18 protein-coding genes are annotated in these 16834 nt (G+C 63.2%); 6 read left to right on the top strand and 12 right to left on the bottom strand.

Annotated features, from left to right (window positions below):
- Positions 1–9 precede the first annotated feature (9 nt).
- The 3 genes from neuC to thpR all read right to left on the bottom strand — a co-directional run bounded on the left by neuC (position 10) and on the right by thpR (position 2822).
- The gene (gene neuC, locus QNO18_RS09405) at positions 10–1134 is read right to left on the bottom strand and encodes a UDP-N-acetylglucosamine 2-epimerase (protein ID WP_283177455.1); all 1125 of its coding nucleotides are present in this window, start codon (positions 1132–1134) and stop codon (positions 10–12) included.
- Positions 1131–2171, bottom strand: a complete 1041-nt coding sequence (locus QNO18_RS09400) for an N-acetylneuraminate synthase family protein (protein WP_283177454.1) — start codon at positions 2169–2171, stop codon at positions 1131–1133. The genes neuC and QNO18_RS09400 overlap by 4 nt, the downstream gene beginning before the upstream one ends.
- Positions 2172–2255: 84 nt before the next feature.
- A complete protein-coding gene (thpR, locus tag QNO18_RS09395) occupies positions 2256–2822 on the bottom strand; it encodes an RNA 2',3'-cyclic phosphodiesterase (RefSeq protein ID WP_283177453.1) in 567 nt (188 codons plus the stop codon).
- 260 nt (positions 2823–3082) lie between these two features.
- On the opposite strand from thpR, the gene QNO18_RS09390 reads away from it, so the two are divergent.
- Both QNO18_RS09390 and QNO18_RS09385 read left to right on the top strand, forming a co-directional pair.
- Positions 3083–3541 (top strand): NUDIX hydrolase, encoded by a 459-nt coding sequence (locus tag QNO18_RS09390; protein ID WP_283177452.1) that lies wholly within the window; start codon positions 3083–3085, stop codon positions 3539–3541.
- Between the two features lie 125 nt (positions 3542–3666).
- On the top strand, positions 3667–4134 hold the full coding sequence (locus QNO18_RS09385) for a DUF1178 family protein (RefSeq protein WP_283177451.1): 468 nt from the start codon (positions 3667–3669) through the stop codon (positions 4132–4134).
- Between the two features lie 1231 nt (positions 4135–5365).
- On the opposite strand, the gene QNO18_RS09380 is transcribed toward QNO18_RS09385, so the two are convergent.
- The 3 genes from QNO18_RS09380 to QNO18_RS09370 form a co-directional block, all read right to left on the bottom strand.
- The gene (locus tag QNO18_RS09380) at positions 5366–5863 is read right to left on the bottom strand and encodes a winged helix DNA-binding protein (protein ID WP_283177450.1); all 498 of its coding nucleotides are present in this window, start codon (positions 5861–5863) and stop codon (positions 5366–5368) included.
- Between the two features lie 101 nt (positions 5864–5964).
- Complete coding sequence (locus tag QNO18_RS09375) at positions 5965–6258, bottom strand: succinate dehydrogenase assembly factor 2 (RefSeq protein WP_233092598.1); 294 nt, start codon at positions 6256–6258, stop codon at positions 5965–5967.
- A gap of 3 nt (positions 6259–6261) precedes the next feature.
- Positions 6262–6684: a helix-turn-helix transcriptional regulator gene (locus tag QNO18_RS09370; protein WP_198835573.1), complete on the bottom strand. Its 423-nt coding sequence runs from the start codon at positions 6682–6684 to the stop codon at positions 6262–6264.
- A gap of 96 nt (positions 6685–6780) precedes the next feature.
- Here QNO18_RS09370 and QNO18_RS09365 point away from each other — a divergent pair, with 96 nt between their 5' ends.
- The 3 genes from QNO18_RS09365 (at position 6781) to QNO18_RS09355 (ending at position 8889) form a co-directional block, all read left to right on the top strand.
- On the top strand, positions 6781–7983 hold the full coding sequence (locus tag QNO18_RS09365; protein ID WP_283177449.1) for a pyridoxal phosphate-dependent aminotransferase: 1203 nt from the start codon (positions 6781–6783) through the stop codon (positions 7981–7983).
- Positions 7984–8029: 46 nt separating this feature from the next.
- Positions 8030–8392: a bleomycin resistance protein gene (locus QNO18_RS09360; RefSeq protein ID WP_283177448.1), complete on the top strand. Its 363-nt coding sequence runs from the start codon at positions 8030–8032 to the stop codon at positions 8390–8392.
- A gap of 98 nt (positions 8393–8490) precedes the next feature.
- Positions 8491–8889: a hypothetical protein gene (locus tag QNO18_RS09355; protein WP_283177447.1), complete on the top strand. Its 399-nt coding sequence runs from the start codon at positions 8491–8493 to the stop codon at positions 8887–8889.
- A 120-nt stretch (positions 8890–9009) separates the two neighbouring features.
- On the opposite strand, the gene QNO18_RS09350 is transcribed toward QNO18_RS09355, so the two are convergent.
- Entirely contained in the window at positions 9010–9333 is a 324-nt protein-coding gene (locus QNO18_RS09350) for a 2Fe-2S iron-sulfur cluster-binding protein (RefSeq protein ID WP_092896405.1), read from the bottom strand.
- Between the two features lie 346 nt (positions 9334–9679).
- Here QNO18_RS09350 and QNO18_RS09345 point away from each other — a divergent pair, with 346 nt between their 5' ends.
- Positions 9680–10285: a peptidoglycan-binding domain-containing protein gene (locus tag QNO18_RS09345; RefSeq protein WP_283177446.1), complete on the top strand. Its 606-nt coding sequence runs from the start codon at positions 9680–9682 to the stop codon at positions 10283–10285.
- A 102-nt stretch (positions 10286–10387) separates the two neighbouring features.
- On the opposite strand, the gene QNO18_RS09340 is transcribed toward QNO18_RS09345, so the two are convergent.
- The 5 genes from QNO18_RS09340 to rpiA form a co-directional block, all read right to left on the bottom strand.
- The gene (locus QNO18_RS09340; RefSeq protein ID WP_283178772.1) at positions 10388–11794 is read right to left on the bottom strand and encodes a Do family serine endopeptidase; all 1407 of its coding nucleotides are present in this window, start codon (positions 11792–11794) and stop codon (positions 10388–10390) included.
- Between the two features lie 467 nt (positions 11795–12261).
- Positions 12262–13227, bottom strand: a complete 966-nt coding sequence (locus QNO18_RS09335) for a protease modulator HflC (protein WP_283178771.1) — start codon at positions 13225–13227, stop codon at positions 12262–12264.
- Positions 13224–14453: an FtsH protease activity modulator HflK gene (hflK, locus tag QNO18_RS09330; RefSeq protein WP_283177445.1), complete on the bottom strand. Its 1230-nt coding sequence runs from the start codon at positions 14451–14453 to the stop codon at positions 13224–13226. The genes QNO18_RS09335 and hflK overlap by 4 nt, the downstream gene beginning before the upstream one ends.
- 119 nt (positions 14454–14572) lie before the next feature.
- Positions 14573–15997, bottom strand: coding sequence for a glutathione-disulfide reductase (gorA, locus tag QNO18_RS09325; protein ID WP_283177444.1), 1425 nt, complete (start codon positions 15995–15997; stop codon positions 14573–14575).
- Positions 15997–16782 (bottom strand): ribose-5-phosphate isomerase RpiA, encoded by a 786-nt coding sequence (gene rpiA / locus QNO18_RS09320; protein ID WP_198835579.1) that lies wholly within the window; start codon positions 16780–16782, stop codon positions 15997–15999. The genes gorA and rpiA overlap by 1 nt, the downstream gene beginning before the upstream one ends.
- Positions 16783–16834 lie beyond the last annotated feature (52 nt).

Here is a 16834-nt window from a genome sequence, read left to right as displayed (position 1 = left end):
CGCGGCACCTCAGTCGTGAAACGCTTTTTGCAAAGGCCGGTCCCAGAAGGCGGGGTCGGCCAGCACTTCGACAAAACGATCCGCCGCAGCGCCTTCGCCAAAACCCGCATCGCGGGGCGCTTTATTGCCCCACGCGTTGGTGAGAAATCCGAGGATCGCCGCGCGGTCAAAGGCAGACACCGCCGTGACCGAGGCCGCATCCGAGCGATTGGTCTGCCGCGTTCCGACATCCAGCGAGGGCACGCCCAGAAACGGCGCCTCGCGCACGCCCGCCGAGGAATTGCCCACGATACAGGCGGCGTTGCGCATCAGTTCGGAAAAATGCGCGAAGCGCATCGAGGGCAGCACCCGGAACCGTGCCTTCGGCAAAGCATCCAGCACCCGGAAAATCGCCTCTGAGCCTGGGTCATTATTCGGCGCGATCACCACGAAATTGCGCTGGCTTTCGACCAGAGACGCGAACAGCGCCTCGGCCTGCGCGCCCATTGTCGCCTGTTCCGAGGTCACCGGGTGGAAGGTCGCGATGCCGTAATCGGCAAAGGGGATCGCATAGCGCGCCCGCACCTCGTCCAGCGTCACGCCCGAGGGGCGGGCGTGGAAATCCAGCTCCGGCGAGCCGATCACATGGATCACATCCTCGGGCTCACCAAGCGCCATCACCCGGCGTTTCGCGGTCTCGGAGGACACGAAGTGATGCGTGCAGAGCTTGGTATTGCAGTGGCGAAACACCTCGTCGATGGTCCCTGAAACCTCGCCCCCCTCGATATGGGCCGAGCGGATGTAATTCGTGGCCGAAACCAGCGCTCCCGCCATTGCCTCGATCCGGTCGCCATGGAGGACGATCAGATCCGGGCGGCTTTCGGTGACAAAATCCGAAAAGCCGGTTACGGTTTTCGCCAGCACGATATCCTGTGGATCGCCGGGGCGCTGGTTCAGAAATTCATGCGTCGCAATGCCGGGCTGGCGGCGCACCTCATGCGCGGTCAGCCCATAGCGGGTCATCATATGCATGCCGGTCACGAAAAACGTGACCTCATGCCCCGCCTCACGCGCCGCCGCCGCAAGCGGCTCCAGCTTGCCGAAATCGGCGCGGGTGCCGGTGAGGAAGAGGATCCTGCGCGGCACCGACGTCACGCCAGATCGCTCCATTTCAGCTGGGTATTGCGCGTGACCGCGCGCGTCAGACGCTTGCCGATCAGCCTGTCAAAGTCATAGGCCGGGATCTCGCCCGAGCCCGGGCGCCGCGCCCAGATATCGATCTCATGGATCACATGGCCTTCCGGCAGGTCACGATCCGCCACGACCGAGCCGCGCGCGAAACGGTAGACATCCTCTTCCGGCGCCGAGCGTTGCTTCGGGTTGTTTGCCGCGATCCAGATCTCTTTCGAACGGTCGATCAGCAGGCGCAGCTCGGCCGGGTCCATCGAATTGATGATGTCCGGGCCCTTGCGGTAGCGCGAATCCGTATAATGGCGTTCGAGGATCGTGGCACCAAGCGCTACGCTTGCCAGTGCCATTTCCGGCCCGATGGAATGGTCGGAAAAGCCGACAACCGCGTTCGGGAAGGCGTCTTGCAGCTCGGTCACACCGCGCAAAGATACGATCTCCGGCGGGCTCGGGTAAAGATTGGTGCATTCCAGCAGCGCATAGGGCACGCCCGAGGCATCCAGAATATCCACGCTCGCGCGGATCGTATCGATGGTCTGCATGCCGGTCGACATGATCACCGGCTTGCCCTTTTTCGCGATATGGCGAATGAGCGGCAGGTTATCGGCCTCTCCGCTGCCGATCTTATAGGCTGGCACGTCGAGGGTTTCGAGGAAATCGGCCGCCGCCCGCGAAAACGGCGTCGAGATCCAGATCATCCCGAGGCTTTCGGTATAGCGTTTCAGCTCTGCCTCGTCGCTCTGGTTCAGGGCACAGCGCGCCATCACCTCCCAGATCGAGACATCGGCATTCGGCGGGAAGATCTGCTTCGCCTCCTCCGTCATCTCGTCTTCGAGAATATGGGTCTGGTGCTTGATCATCTCGCAGCCGGCCCCGGCGGCAAGGCGCACCATCTCTTTCGCGACATCCAGATCGCCGCCGTGATTGATGCCGATTTCGGCGATGACCAGCGGCGGATGGGCGGGGCCGATCTCGCGGCCGGCAATGGTGATGGAACGGGTCATCGGCAGGTCTGCTTTCTGTCCTGGACTGATCGTGTAAAGCTCTGCCCGTGCTGCACCCCTGCCCCGGACTTGTCAAGGAAGCGGTCAGGGATCGCGCGGCGGGCGGCGATGCTGCGCAAATGGATAACGGGCAAGCTCGGTATAGCGGGGGCCGCCCGCGGTCAGCACGCTTTGCCAGAGCACAATCTCATCAACATGCCAGGGGCCGGCAGCAAAGCCCGCCCCGGCCGCGATGCCGCGTTCCAGCCGCATCAGCGTGGCGGGATCGGGGCGGCTGAAACGACCAAGCGTCACATGTGGCATGAAACGGCGATGCGGAAGATCAAGCCCGGCGCGCCGCCCGGCCGCCTCGACCGCAGCCTGCAAAGCGACCAGCGGCACAGAGGGCGCGACCCCGGCCCAGGCGCTGTGCGGTTTTGTGCCGCCAAAAAGCCCGAGCCCCGCCAGCAACAGCGCAAACCCCGGCAGATGCAGATCGGACAGCGCGACATGCAATGCATCCGCGAGGTCGTCGGCGAGATCCTCACAAAAGAGTAGCGTCAGATGCATGTCCTCTGCCGCAACCCTGCGCTGCAGCGGTAGAAGGAATTGCTGCAGGACAAGCGCCTCGCGCACAGATCCGGGCATTTCCAGCCCGATGAATACCCGCATCAGCCCACCCCACATCCCGCCCGGGCGGGGATTTCGATCCGGCACATCGTCACAATCTTGTGCATATTAGTCTCACAGACAGAAAATCTTGATAAATCTCTATATAGCCATAGGCCGGACGATGCGCGTCAGGCACAATGAACCATATGTATAACAGACTCCCGGGTCCGCAGGGTTTTGCTGCAACGGCCGAACGGGTGCGAAGGTAGCTGGTAAATAATATGAACAAAGAGGTCAGGCTAGCGCATCGGGATTCCGATTTGGAAATCAGGCTTCAGCTTGCGGCATTGTGCTGGAATGAAAGCAAGGACGGCACGCGGATTCTGTTGATCACCAGCCGAGACACCGGCCGCTGGGTGCTTCCCAAGGGCTGGCCGATGGCAGATCGCAGCAATGCCGATGCGGCGCTGACCGAGGCCTGGGAAGAGGCCGGGGTGACCGGGGCAACCGATGGGTTTCCGGTTGGAAATTACAGCTATGACAAGGTTCTGTGCCGCGACACCGATCTGGCGCAGCGCTGCGATGTCGAGGTCTATCCGGTACGGGTCGCCAGCCTTGCCCGCAAATATCCCGAATATCGTCAGCGCCGCCGCAAATGGTTCAGCCCGGAAAAAGCGGCGCGCAAGGTTGACGAGCCAGATCTGCAACAGCTGATCCTTGCCTTCGCGGCTGGCAATTCAAAACAGAGCGGGACAAAGCAGGATGGCGGTCAGGTCTGACCTGCTCCTTGCACCGGCTCTGACAGGATCCGGCGGCAGTGGCCTTGACCCGCGCCCGGGAAACACTAGCTTCCCCGCTATATGGCCCGGCACCAAAGGCCCGGGCCAGCAGGAGATTACGAAGAATGATCCGCTACACGCTGCAATGCGAGGCAGGCCATGGGTTTGAGAGCTGGTTCGCCGACGGCCAGGCCTTTGACAGCCTGTCGCGCGCCGGCCACCTCGCCTGCCCGGTCTGCGGCAGCGCGCGCGTTGAAAAGGCGCTGATGACCCCCTCGCTTGGCCCCGCCCGCAAGGCTGCACCCAGCGGGGTAACGCCGTCTTCGGGCACGCCCGAAGCCCCCCCTGCTGCGTCACCGGTCCCCTCGCGCGCCGAGATCGAAAATGCCCTGGCTGTTTTGCGCCGCGAGGTCGAAAAGAACTCGGAATATGTCGGGATGAATTTCGCATCCGAGGCGCGCCGCATCCATGACGGCGATGCGCCCGAGCGCTCGATCTATGGCGAGGCCAGGCCGGAAGAGGCAAAGAAACTGCTGGAAGACGGCGTGCATGTGATGCCTTTGCCGTTCCTGCCACGCCGCAAAGCCAACTGAGCCCCCCTCCCGCGGGAGGCGACGCGACCAGCGAGGCAGGCCATTCCTGATCCGGCCTCGCGCTCTGCAGGGTGGAACTGTTCGGGTTTTGACTGTCAGTGCTGTGGGTCGTGAAAGCGTTCGGCGTTACCGGACATTCCAGCATGCGCTGCGTCGCCGCCTCGGCAGACCTTCCGGTTCGTCCGTACTGTCTCCGGCGACGAGAAGACGCTCTCCTTCGCGCGACCAGCTGAGCCCCCGGCTCCGTGGGGCTTCCAGAGCCAGTTCCCGGACATTCCCCGCCTGGCTCTGAGGAAAGGGTATCCCGTTTCTTTGAAGTTACCTCATTGAAATTGTTTAGCCATGAAACGCACCAGTTTTCGAAGGATGAAGGAGCGCATCGAGCCGGCTGCGCCGCCCGATCCCCACTGTCAGTGCATCCCTGGCCAGAGTGGCGCCGTGTCCGCCTTCATGGACCGCCCGACAATCTCCTGCCAGAGGGAGAAGGGGCATTTTCCTGACAAACGGTCCGTTGTAACTGCGATGCAGTGCCAGCCGTTCGCGGCGCCGATGCGGGTGAAACCGGCCTGCCAATTCTGCTGGGGTCAGTCCGCCTGAATGCCCGGGTTGTGGATGTTATCTGCGATGTCCGAGCGCTCGATGACGTCTTTTGCTTTTCCCGGCATCCTGGCCGGGCCTTCAGGACCATGATCCGCATCAGCCGTTCGATCCGGTGAGGCCCGCAGCCCCGCGCGGCTCCCGCCGCGCAGGACCCGGCAGGTGATCAACGTGGCGCCGTATAGCCTCGACGCGGATTTTCGGGGCATCACCCCGACTTCGGCGGCCCATTGGACAAGCCGGAACGGTTAAACCTGGTGGGCCTGATGCAGATCCTCTGCTCGGTCCTCTGCAAACCGCATCCGGCGGCGCAACTCGCGCCCTGCGACATTGAGGTCGCGCCTGGACTGCACCACAAAGACACCTCGATCCCTCGGTGGCCCCACCGCCCCGGCTTTGACCTTAATTATCCAGATCTGCACGATCCGGAGCCCTCGTGACGATCCTATCTTCCTGTGCGGCATTGCGACAGCAGGCCACATTCCCGCACGACCAGCAAAGTGCCCCCTGCGGAAATGTGAGGCCCTTCAGGCCGTTGAGATAAACGGCGGCAGGACGGCTTTCACTGCCATGTCCTCGCGCCGGTCCGGGAGAGGTGCGCCCCGGACGCCATCCCCGCAGGCAAGGTGATATCTCAGTAGATATAGCGGATCTGTTCGGTCCAGAACCGCTCCATCCGGCGCAGCGAGGTATTGATCTCATCCATGCCGCTGACATCGATCACACCGCGTTTTTCGAGGCCCTCGGCATGGCGCAGGAACAGGTCCGAGACCTGATTGCGCAGGATCCGGCCCTTTTCCGTCAGACGCACCCGCACCGAACGCCGGTCGATTTCAGACCGCTGATGGTGCATATAGCCAAGATCGACCAGCTTCTTGAGATTGTAGCTGACATTCGAGCCCTGGTAGTAACCGCGGCTTTTCAGCTCGCCCGCGGTCACCTCGTTTTCGCCGATGTTGAACAGGAGCAGGGCCTGGACCGGGTTGACCTCCAACACGCGCAGGCGCTCGAACTCATCCTTGATGACATCAAGCAGCAATCTGTGCAGGCGTTCTACCAGGCCCAGATTGTCGAGATAGCAGGAGAGGAACGCTTTCTGCGATCCATCGAGGACGGATTGATGGAGGGACATTTGTACTTTGCTCCGCACGTAACAGACGGAGACAGAATCAGCACAAAGCACAAACATTCCGTAAACTCGCGACGATTTTACCGCGATTTATCGCGAAAGGATCAGCCTGCGAGCCGGGTCGCCGCAAAATCCGCGATGCGCGGCAGCAAAGGCGCGGTCCAGTCCGGGGCGGGAACCGTGCCCAGAACCCAGGTCAGAAGGTCCTGATCATTCTCGGATAAAAGCCGGTCATAAAGATCCAGCTCTTCCGCCGTCAGCCCCGCCAGCCCGGCATCGGCAAAGGGCCCGAACACAAGGTCCATCTCTTTAATGCCACGGCGCCAGCTGCGCATCCGCATCCGGCGGAGCCGGGCGTCATGGCTTTCTCCCGGCACCGCCCCCTCTTTCGCAACCATCGCTCACTCCTGCCGCAAAGCCTGTCTGAGCCGCTTTTCCACCGTTGCGATCTCCTGCACAAGCCCCGCCGCCTTTGCCCTGAGCCGCGTCAGGTCGGCCAGGGCATCGCTCAGCGCCACTGGCATTGCCTCCGCCTCCGGCAGGCCCAGCCCGTCGCCCTCGGCCGTGAGGAGCCAGGCGAGCGAGACATTCAGCATCCCCGCCAGCGTCGAAAGCCGGTTGCCCCGCGGCTCTGCCATATCGTCTTCCCAGGCCTGCAGCGTGGTCAGCCGCACCCCCAGCCGTTGCGCCAGATCTTCCTGGCTCAGCCCGGCCGCCTCACGCGCGCCGGCAAGCCGGTCGCCAAAGGTTGCCACATCCGCCGAGAACCAGTCCTCGGGTGCCAGATCCACACCCGGCTCACGTCCTGTGCTGCTTTCCGCCATCACGCCTCTCCTTTGCTGATATCGCTTGTATGAACGGGGGGGCGAACTTAAGACCCGAGACCGGAAAATGCAAACAATCCCACCGGAGACCCGGAAATGGCCTTTCTGTCCGATACGCTTGCCCGCGTGAAACCCTCGGCCACGATCGCGGTCACAAATAAGGCGCGAGAACTGGCGGCAGCCGGCAAGGATGTGATCGGCCTTGGTGCCGGCGAGCCGGATTTCGACACGCCGGAACATATCCGCGATGCCGCAAAGCGCGCGATTGATGCGGGGAAGACCCGCTATACCGCCGTCGATGGCATCCCGGAGCTCAAAGCCGCGATCTGCGCGAAATTCCTGCGCGAGAACGGGCTGACCTATACACCGAACCAGGTGACGGTGGGCACCGGCGGCAAGCAGATCCTCTTTAACGCGCTGATCGCCACGCTGAACAAGGGCGATGAGGTGATCATCCCGGCGCCCTACTGGGTCAGCTATCCCGATATGGTGCAGCTGGCGGGCGGCACCCCGGTCGAGGTGGTCGCGACGCTTGAGAATAACTTCCGCATCACCCCCGAACAGCTTGAGGCCGCGATCACGCCAAAGACCAAATGGCTGATCTTCAACTCGCCCTCGAACCCGACCGGGGCGGGCTATAGCCGCGCCGAGCTGAAGGGTCTGACCGATGTCCTGATGCGCCACCCGCATGTTTGGGTGATGTCGGATGATATGTATGAACATCTGGTGTTCGACGATTTCGAATTCACCACCCCCGCCCAGGTCGAGCCGGGGCTTTATGACCGCACTCTGACCTGCAATGGCGTCTCGAAAGCCTATGCGATGACCGGCTGGCGGATCGGCTATGCGGCAGGCCCCGTGGCGCTGATCAGGGCGATGGGGACGATCCAGTCGCAATCGACCTCGAACACCTGTTCCGTGAGCCAATGGGCGGCGCTCGAGGCGCTGAGCGGGCCGCAGGATTTCCTCGCCGACTGGCGCCGCGTCTTCCAGGGCCGCCGCGATCTGGTGGTCTCGATGCTGAACAAGGCGACCGGCATCACCTGCCCGAAACCGGAAGGCGCCTTCTATGTCTATCCGGACATCTCGGGCTGTATCGGCAAGGCGACACCCGCAGGCGTGGTGATCACCAATGACGAAGTCTTTGCAACAGCACTTCTGGAAGAGACCGGGGTTGCTGTCGTCTTCGGATCGGCCTTCGGCCTCAGCCCGAATTTCCGCGTGAGCTACGCCACCTCGGATGAGGTGCTGCGCGACGCCTGCGACCGGATCCAGCGGTTTTGCGCGAGCCTCGTCTGAGTGATAACCTCCGATCATGATCGGTGGAGCGCAGCATGGGGGAGCCATGACCCGGGACCGGATCACCGCCAATCTGCCGTCGCGCGATATGCGGGCGACGGCAGAGTTCTATGCCAGGCTTGGCTTTGCCACGCGCTATTTCAGCGAGGGCTGGATGATCCTCGGACGGGGCGCACTGGAGCTGGAGTTTTTTGCCTGGCCTGATCTTGATCCGGCACAGAGCAGTTTCTCGGCCTGTATCCGGGTGGATGACCCGGATGCTTTGCTTGGGGAATGGCAAAAGCTCGGCCTCCCCGCCGAGGGGATCCCGCGCCTCACCGGTTTTTTCCGCCCGGATGGTGCGCCGCGAATGTTCGCACTGATCGATCCTGATGGGTCTTTGCTGCGGGTGATCGACAATCGCGACTGAGTTGGGCGGGCATCAGCAGGGGCTGGTTTTTATAGGAATTTGCGCTTAAATCAGCCGGATTGACGGTTTTTGCCCATGGCGCCAGGAATAGTCCCGACATGTCCGACAGCTTACCCCCCTATTACTTTCGTATCCGGGAAAATGGGGCCTCGGTCTGCCGGGTGGACACGGAAAACCGCCAGCGCCGCATCGAGCTGGACGAGATCGCCAGCGTCAATGTGAAGAATGGAAATATCCGGCCACATGGGGATCGCGAGCTTTCAGAGGCAGATCTTGAGGCGATCCGCACCTGGATTGCAAAGCGGCGCGCGCTGCTCGACGCCCGCGAGACGGATGACATCCTGCGCACCGTGGATCATCTGAACATGACCTCGCAATGGGCCCAGTCAAAGGCCAGTGATGCGCAGCTTGACGAGGTCACCGATGCCCTGCTGCTTGCGATGCATGACCTGCGCAGCGTCCTGGTGCGCAGGAAGGCCGAGCGACTGACGACCTGAGGTGCAACAGCGGCCAGAGGCGCCGGAATTCATCGAATTCCGGTCAAATTTCTTTTAAGAAATTTTCTAAGATTTTTTCTGAAAAATCTTAGCCCGCCCGTCGACGCCCCTCATGCGGGGTCAGATCTGCTTCTCGGGCATATGCACGATCAGCCCGTCCATTGCCGGCGTTACCTTCAGCTGGCAGGTCAGGCGTGATCGCAGCGGATCCGGATTCCAGGCGAAATCCAGCATATCCTCTTCCATCGCATCCTTGGCAGGGATCTTATCCACCCAGGCCGGATCGACATAGACATGGCAGGTCGAGCAGGCGCAGGCACCGCCGCAATCGGCCTCGATGCCCGGAATGCCATTGTCGCGGGCCCCTTCCATGACCGTCAGGCCAGAGGCGACCTCGACCTCATGCTGTTTGCCGCCGAATTCGATATAGGTGATCTTCGCCATTGCCGTCCCCGGTTTCCGTCTGTTTTCTGGGGCCCGTAAGCCGGGCCCGGCGCTGAATTCCCTGTCTTGCCCATGACATATGTCATCCCGCGCCGCTGTGCCAGAGCAGTCACCACACAGTCGAATTGCGACAAACAGGGTTTCCCCACGCCTCCGGCCCCCGCAGGATCGCCATGTACAGAATGACCATGTGTTTTCCTTGCCCGGCGCGTGCCGCTTGTTGCCACCCTCTCCCGATGCGGATAGCCTTACAGCCTGAGCGGGTGCCCGCAGCAGCGCCGGACCAGACAGGATCCTCAGGGACTGATCGGGCCTGCCGGTGACCGGAAAACAAGAGCAGAAGCCGATGACCCCCTCTGACCTGCCCTGCCTCGCTGCGCCGCATCAGGGCTTCGCCCATGACAGGGCAAACCCATATCGCAAGCGGTATCTCGCCTGCCTTATCCCTGTCGTGCTGATCCTCGCCGCCTGCACCGGCGCGGGCACTCCCAAAGGCCCGACCCGCGCCGATTTCTCGGCCGAGCTGGTAGATCTGAAGGGAAAACCCGGGCCGCCCCAGGGGCCGAAGGGCGCCTGCTGGCAATCTGACATCCGCCCGGCGGTCATCGAGACGGTCACGGAACAGGTCCTGGTCTCGCCCGAGACCCGGGACGAGGCCGGTACGCTTCTCACCCCGGCGCGCTTTGCGTCCGAGGCCCGGCAGCGCATTGTCACGGATCGCAGCACGGTCTGGTTCCGCGTGCCCTGCCCCGAGGTTATGACGCCCGAATTCATCGCCACCCTGCAACGGGCGCTCAAGGCGCGCGGCCTTTATCTTTTGCCGCTGACCGGGGTGACAGACGGGCCAACCCGCAAGGCGCTGCGGAGCTGGCAGCAAAGCCGGGGGCTCGATTCCGACCACCTCTCGCTTGCAGCCGCGCGCGAGCTGGGTCTTGTGGTCGGGGACTTCTGACCGCGTCCCGCAGCTTTGCCCTGAGACGCTGGCCCCGCCCGCGCAAAAAGGCGGCAAGGTTTCCCCCGCCGCCCCGATGTCAGGCCCGGTTCAGGGCCAGGCTCACTTCACCAGCAGGGCCACGAAGCGCTGATCGCCACCACGGCTGAAGCGCAGCAGCACCGATTTACGGCCCGCCTTTTTCGCGTCCTCGATCCGGTCCTTCAGATCCTGCACGCGCGCGATTTTCTGCTGGCCGACTTCGGTGATGACATCGCCCTCGCGCAGCCCCTTGGTCCAGGCTTCCGAGGTCTGATCGATGCCCGCAACCACCAGACCCTCGGTCGAACCCGGCAGGCCAAGCTGATCGCGCAGCGCATCTGTCACCAGTTCCAGCTGCATCCCGAGGATCTCAAGCTGCCCCTGCAGCACCTCCTGCGGGTCGGCCGAGGCCGGATAGGTCTTCGGCTCTGCCTCTTCGCGCCGCCCCAGCGTCACGTTCAGCGTCTCGGAACCACCATCGCGGATCACCACGACCGGAACCGCCTCGCCCACCGGCGCATCGGCGACACGCCGGGTCAGATCGCCGGCGCTTTTCACATCCTGACCGTTGAATAGCTGGATCACGTCGCCTGCGATCATGCCCGCCTCTCTGGCAGGGCCCTCCGGCACATCCGTCACCAGCGCACCGGTGGCAGTGGCCAGCCCCATCGCCTCGGCAATATCCGGGGTCACGTCCTGAATGCGCACCCCCAGCCAGCCGCGCCGCGTCTCGCCATATTGTTTCAGCTGATCGACAACCTTAGTCACCACATTCGAGGCCATCGAGAACCCGATCCCGATCGAGCCGCCGGTTGGCGACAGGATCGCCGTGTTCACCCCGATCACCTGGCCGTCCAGATTGAACAAAGGCCCGCCCGAATTGCCGCGGTTGATCGCAGCATCGGTTTGCAGATAGTCGTCATAAGTACCCGAAAGCTCACGGTTTCTGGCAGAAACAATCCCCGCCGAGACCGAGAAGCCCTGGCCAAGCGGGTTGCCCATCGCGACCACCCAGTCGCCCACACGGGCCAGATCGGAATTGCCGAAGGACACGAAGGCCAGCGGCTTATCCGTCTCGACCTTCAACAGGGCGATATCGGTCTGCGGGTCGGTGCCGATCAGTTTCGCCGGCAGTTTATCGCCGCCGAAAAACTCGATGGTGATCTCATCGGCGCCTTTGATGACGTGATCATTGGTGACGATATAGCCGTCTTCCGAGACCACGAAACCCGATCCGAGCGCTTCAGAGCGTTGCGGGCCGGAATTGCCCCTGCCCCCGAAATCCTTGAAGAAATCTTCAAGCGGGCTGCCTTCGGGCACGATCGGGCCCCCATCCGAGGGGCGCGAGACCACGGAAGAGGTTGTGATATTGACCACCGCAGGGCTGATCTTTTCGGCAAGATCGGCGAAAGTATCCGGGGCGCCGAAGGCCAGCACCGGGGCCGGCGCAGTAAAGGCAAGCCCGGCGCTGAGCGCGAGCGCCAGCATCGTGCTGTTGCGCAACCCGGTCAGGACGGAAGACCGGATGGACGAGCGGGCTGGCCGCAGGGAAACGGTGTGGGGGCGGGACAAATCTGGTCTCCTTTGGACGTGCAGCCGGATCGTCAAGGATTGGAGTCGCCTGAGGCCGGTCCGGATAAGTGCATAAGAAACTCTGAGCCAAAGCGGCGCGCAATGCAAACCCTGTCGCGTCCTGTCAAAGCCGCGTGAACAGCGCGGATCGGCGCGTGACTGCACCCTGTCGCAGGCGTTCGGTCCATCGGGAACAACCCTGCCCGCAGGCGAGATAAGCGCACAGATTGCATCACGCTGAGAGGATCACGAAAGACCGCTGTGATCCTGGTCCACTCCCCCAGGACCGCCCCTCCTCCCGATCACCGCCCTGAAAATCAAAAGGGCCGGCAAAAGCCAGCCCTTTTCCTGTATTTCTGCGCACATTCGCGCGGGGGTCTGCCTCACTCCACCGGAGCCGGGACCGGTTGCGGCGCCGGGACGACCTCTGGCGCGACCGGCGGGGCAGGCAGGTTTTCCGGCGTCTCGACCGGCGTATAGGCCGTGCTGCCCGGCGAGCGCAGATAGGCGAAGAAATCGCTGTCCGGCTCCATCACGATCGAGGAATTCTGCCCCCTCAGCGCCTGCTCATAAGCCGTGAGCGAGCGGATGAAGGCAAAGAATTCCGGGTCCGCGCCATAGGCTTCGGCAAGGATCGAGTTACGTTCTGCATCGGCCTCACCTCGGATCACCTCGGCGCTGCGACGCGCGAAGGAGGTTTCCTCGACCACGGTCCGGTCGGCGGCGGCACGCACGCGCTGTGCGGCTTCGCCACCCCGTGCGATCTCGTCAGCTGCCTCACGGTCACGTTCCGACCGCATCCGGTCAAAGGTGGCCTTGAGGTTGGCATCCGGCAGGTCGGTGCGGGTCAGACGCACGTCGATCACCTGGACCCCCATCGACTGCGCTTCGCGCCGCGCGATGGTCAGGATCTCGTTCATCAGCGCATTACGGTCCTGGCTGAGCACGCGGTCCTGGGTGGTATTGCCCAGCACCTCGGGGATCGCCTGTTGCAGGATGTTGTTCAGCAGCGCCTGGGCGCGGTCTTCGGCACCAGCCCCGACCGCCTGGCGGAATGCCTGGAGATCGCTGATCCGCCAGCGTGCGAAAGCATCCACCACCAGCCGGCGATCCGACAGCAGCGTGACCTCGATCGGCGCGGTTTTCAGACCCAGAATACGGTCCTCATAATAGACCACCTCCTGGATGAAGGGCATCTTGAAGCCAAGGCCGGCATCTTCCTTGATCTGCCGGACCTGGCCGAATTGCAGCACCAGCGCCTTTTTGCGTTCATCGACGATGAAGACCGAGGACAGCGCCGTGACAACGATGGCGATCAGGACGGGAACAATGACAATCGAGCGCATCAGTTGGACCCTCCGGCTGCCGCTGCAGGTGCGGCGGGGGTGGCGGCAGAGCCGCGTCCCAGTTCATTGAGCGGCAGGAACGGCAGCACGCCCTGGCCATTGGGGCCACCGCTGACCCCGTCAAGGATCACCTTGTTCATGCCGGCATAAACACGCTCCATCGTCTCGAGATAGAGACGGCGGCGGGTGATTTCCGGCGCTTTGACATATTCGGTATAGACCGAGACAAAGCGCGCGGCTTCACCCTCGGCGGAGTTCACCGCATTGGCGCGATAGGCTTCGGCCTCTTCGGTCAGGCGTGCTGCCTCACCGCGAGCGCCTGCGGTCACCTTATTGGCGTAACCGTCCGCCTCGTTTTCCAGCCGCGAGCGTTCGGCCTGCGCCGATTGCACCGCACGGAAAGCGTCGGCCACGTCAGATGGCGGCTGCGCGCGCCGCAGGTTGACACGGATGACCTGGATCCCGGCATTATAGGTGTCGAGCGTGGATTGCACCGCGATCCGCAGATCCGAAGAAATCGCACCCCGGTCGCGGTTGAGGATCGGCGACAGTTCCGAACGCGCAATGATGTCGCGCATCGCGGATTCCGACACAGCGCGGATGGTTTCCTCGGGATCAGCCAGGCTGAAGAGATAGGCCTGCGGATCGGTGATGTTCCACACGACCTGGAAGCCGATATCGACGACATTCTGGTCGCGGGTCAGCATCAGCTCGCCGGCATTGCCGTCGGCAGCACCGATATCGGTGGTGCGCTCGCCCGTCACCTGGACCTTTTCATAGGTCACAACCGGCCAGGCCGCAAAGTTCAGACCAGGATTGCCGATGCCCGAAGCCTCGCCGAGGAACAGCTCGACCGAGCGTTCTTCCGGGCGCACCGTATAGAAGGACATGAAGGCCCAGGCCGCCACCGCCGCGAGGGCGCCAAAGACAAGCCCCTGTTTGGTAAAGATCGGGCCAAGGCCCGGTCCCTGCGGACCACGGGGCCCGCCGCCGCCATTGCCACGCTGGCCGCCGCGCCCGCCCATCAGGACACGCAGCTGCTCCTGGCCCTTGCGCAGAAGATCATCGACTTCCGGCACCCCGCCTTCCGGACGCCGGCCACCATTGGGGCCGCTGTTCTGGCCCCCATTCGGACCCCCGTTCGGGCCGCGGCGCCCGTCGTCGTCAGAACCACGGTTCCCGCCGCGACCATCATCGCCGCCGCCTCCGCCCCAGGGACCTCCTGCCATCGATACGTCCTTTTCCTTCACAATATCATGATCTCAATTGTGCATCCCGCCCCGGAATTCAAGCCACAGCAGGGTCGCTGCGGTCCGATCTCGCGGGAAAGTCAGGATTTTCGCAATTGTTACCGGCGCACAGGGCTGCGCATCGTCACCAGTTCCTCGGCCATGGTGGGATGCACCGCACAGGTGCGGTCGAAATCTTCCTTGGTCGCGCCCATTTTTATCGCGATGGCCGCAAGCTGGATCATCTCGCCCGCCTCGGGCGCGACGATATGGCAGCCAAGCACACGGCGCGTGTCGGCACAGACGATCAGCTTCATCAGCACCCGCCCATCCGAGCCGGCAAAGGCAGTGCGCATCGGACGGAAGCTGGTCGCATAGACCTCGATCGGGCCCAGATCGCGCGCCGCCTCTTCGGTCAGCCCGACCGAGCCCAGTTCAGGCTGGGTAAAGACCGCCATCGGGATCAGGTCGTGATCGACCGGCGTGGGGCGGCCATGGAACACGGTATCGACAAATGCCATACCCTCGCGGATCGCGACCGGGGTCAGGTTCACCCGGTCGGTGACATCGCCTATGGCATAGACCGAGGGCACTGCGGTCTGACTGTACTCGTTCACCTCGACCTGGCCACGCCGCCCGATACCGATGCCCAGCTCTTCCAGCCCGAGACCGTCACTGTTCGGCCGCCGCCCTGTCGCAAAGAGCACATGGTCAACCTCGCACAATTCGCCCGTGGTCGAGCGGACCGCGCAGGGCCCTGCAGTGGCGAGCGCCCGGCGTGTTTCGAGTTGCAGTTCCGAGACCGGCGCGTCGAACCCGTCCTCCAAAGCGCCCTTCGGCCCCATCGCCGCGATATTGGTGCCGACGCGCAGGTTGATGCCAGAGGCGCGCATCGCCTCGGCCACAAGGCCCCTCGCCTCTTCGTCAAAGCCGCGCAGGATCTGGGCACCGCGGTAGAATTGCGTAACCCGGACGCCGAGGCCCTGGAGGATACAGGCCATCTCGCAAGCGATGAAACCGCCGCCGACGATCAGCAGCCGCTCAGGCAGCTTTTCAAAATTGAACACGTCATCCGAGACGATCCCCAGACCCGCACCGGGCAGATCGGGGCGTTCGGGACGCCCGCCGGTGGCGATCAGGATGTGTTTCGCCGAAATCCGGCGCCCATCGGCCAGTTCGACCTCATGCGGATCGACAAGCATCGCGCGGCTGTCATGGATGGTGACACCCGACCCGTCCAGCAGCCGGCGATAGACGCCTTCCAGCCGGTCCAGCTCGGTATGAAGGCGGGTGCGGAAAGCCTGCCAGTCGAAATGGCCCTCGGGGATATCCCAGCCATAGGCGCGGGCCTGCGAAGGCAATTCGCGGAAGGATGAGGCGAAAACCATCAGCTTTTTCGGCACACAGCCCCGGATGACGCAGGTGCCGCCCATCCGGCTTTCCTCGGCCAGCTGGACAGATGCGCCGGTGGCCGCCGCCATCCGCGCGGCGCGCACGCCCCCGGAGCCGCCGCCGATAACGAAGAGATCGCAATCAAAAGCCATCAGTCGAGATCCGCAAAAATATTGTCGGTGGGAGCGAACACGATCTGATCATCGGTGACCGAGCCCGTATTGATGTCGCGCACCGTAACTTTGCCATCCGGAGCTCCGATCACCACGATATCGCAGATATCGATGAAAAGACCGTTTTCCACCACGCCCGGGATCTGGTTCAGCACCAGCGCCAGCTGGCGCGGATTACCGATCCGGCCCAGATGAAGGTCGAGAATATGGTTGGCCTCATCGGTGACAAGCGCCCGCTCGCCGGTCATCCGAAGACTGACATCGCGTGTCATCACATCCATCGCGACAAGGGTTTCCTCGATCAGCGCCCTGGTGGTCTGCCAGCCAAAGGGAATCACCTCGACCGGCAGCGGGAAAGCACCAAGCCGCGTGACCTCTTTCGCGGCATCGGCGATGACGATCATCTGATCCGAGGCCGTGGCGACGATCTTCTCCTGCAAAAGCGCGGCGCCGCCACCCTTGATCAGGTTCAGATCCGGGTCGAATTCATCGGCGCCGTCAATCGTCAGGTCGAGCCAGCGCACCTCATCAAGGCTGCGAACACTCAGCCCGAGGCTGGTGGCCAGCTCAGCCGTACGGCTGGAGGTCGCAACCGAGGTGACCCGCAGCCCCTCTTCGCGCACGCGCTCCGCCAGGCAGCGCACCATCCAGGCCGCGGTCGATCCGGTGCCGAGCCCGAGTTTCATCCCGTCCTCGACGAATTCCACCGCCCGTTTGGCGGCAACGAATTTAGCTTTGTCGATAGGGTTCAGATCGGCAGGCATGGGGGTCTCCGGGCTGTGACAGCGGCGCGCGGCCTGGGCCCGGGCTTACCCC

It is taken from the genome of Gemmobacter sp. 24YEA27 (assembly GCF_030052995.1).
Classification (GTDB): Bacteria; Pseudomonadota; Alphaproteobacteria; order Rhodobacterales; family Rhodobacteraceae; genus Pseudogemmobacter.
Note: the sequence above shows the minus strand (reverse complement) of the source record. Positions and strands in the feature narration are given on the sequence as shown.

Coding starts and splice junctions, on each gene's coding strand:
- QNO18_RS09400 (WP_283177454.1), bottom strand. CDS start 2,171: ATGACCCGTTCCATCACCATTGCCGGCCGCGAGATCGGCCCCGCCCAT.
- thpR (WP_283177453.1), bottom strand. CDS start 2,822: ATGCGGGTATTCATCGGGCTGGAAATGCCCGGATCTGTGCGCGAGGCG.
- QNO18_RS09385 (WP_283177451.1), top strand. CDS start 3,667: ATGATCCGCTACACGCTGCAATGCGAGGCAGGCCATGGGTTTGAGAGC.
- QNO18_RS09380 (WP_283177450.1), bottom strand. CDS start 5,863: ATGTCCCTCCATCAATCCGTCCTCGATGGATCGCAGAAAGCGTTCCTC.
- QNO18_RS09375 (WP_233092598.1), bottom strand. CDS start 6,258: ATGGTTGCGAAAGAGGGGGCGGTGCCGGGAGAAAGCCATGACGCCCGG.
- QNO18_RS09370 (WP_198835573.1), bottom strand. CDS start 6,684: ATGGCGGAAAGCAGCACAGGACGTGAGCCGGGTGTGGATCTGGCACCC.
- QNO18_RS09365 (WP_283177449.1), top strand. CDS start 6,781: ATGGCCTTTCTGTCCGATACGCTTGCCCGCGTGAAACCCTCGGCCACG.
- QNO18_RS09360 (WP_283177448.1), top strand. CDS start 8,030: ATGACCCGGGACCGGATCACCGCCAATCTGCCGTCGCGCGATATGCGG.
- QNO18_RS09355 (WP_283177447.1), top strand. CDS start 8,491: ATGTCCGACAGCTTACCCCCCTATTACTTTCGTATCCGGGAAAATGGG.
- QNO18_RS09350 (WP_092896405.1), bottom strand. CDS start 9,333: ATGGCGAAGATCACCTATATCGAATTCGGCGGCAAACAGCATGAGGTC.
- QNO18_RS09345 (WP_283177446.1), top strand. CDS start 9,680: ATGACCCCCTCTGACCTGCCCTGCCTCGCTGCGCCGCATCAGGGCTTC.
- QNO18_RS09340 (WP_283178772.1), bottom strand. CDS start 11,794: ATGCTGGCGCTCGCGCTCAGCGCCGGGCTTGCCTTTACTGCGCCGGCC.
- hflK (WP_283177445.1), bottom strand. CDS start 14,453: ATGGCAGGAGGTCCCTGGGGCGGAGGCGGCGGCGATGATGGTCGCGGC.
- gorA (WP_283177444.1), bottom strand. CDS start 15,997: ATGGCTTTTGATTGCGATCTCTTCGTTATCGGCGGCGGCTCCGGGGGC.
- rpiA (WP_198835579.1), bottom strand. CDS start 16,782: ATGCCTGCCGATCTGAACCCTATCGACAAAGCTAAATTCGTTGCCGCC.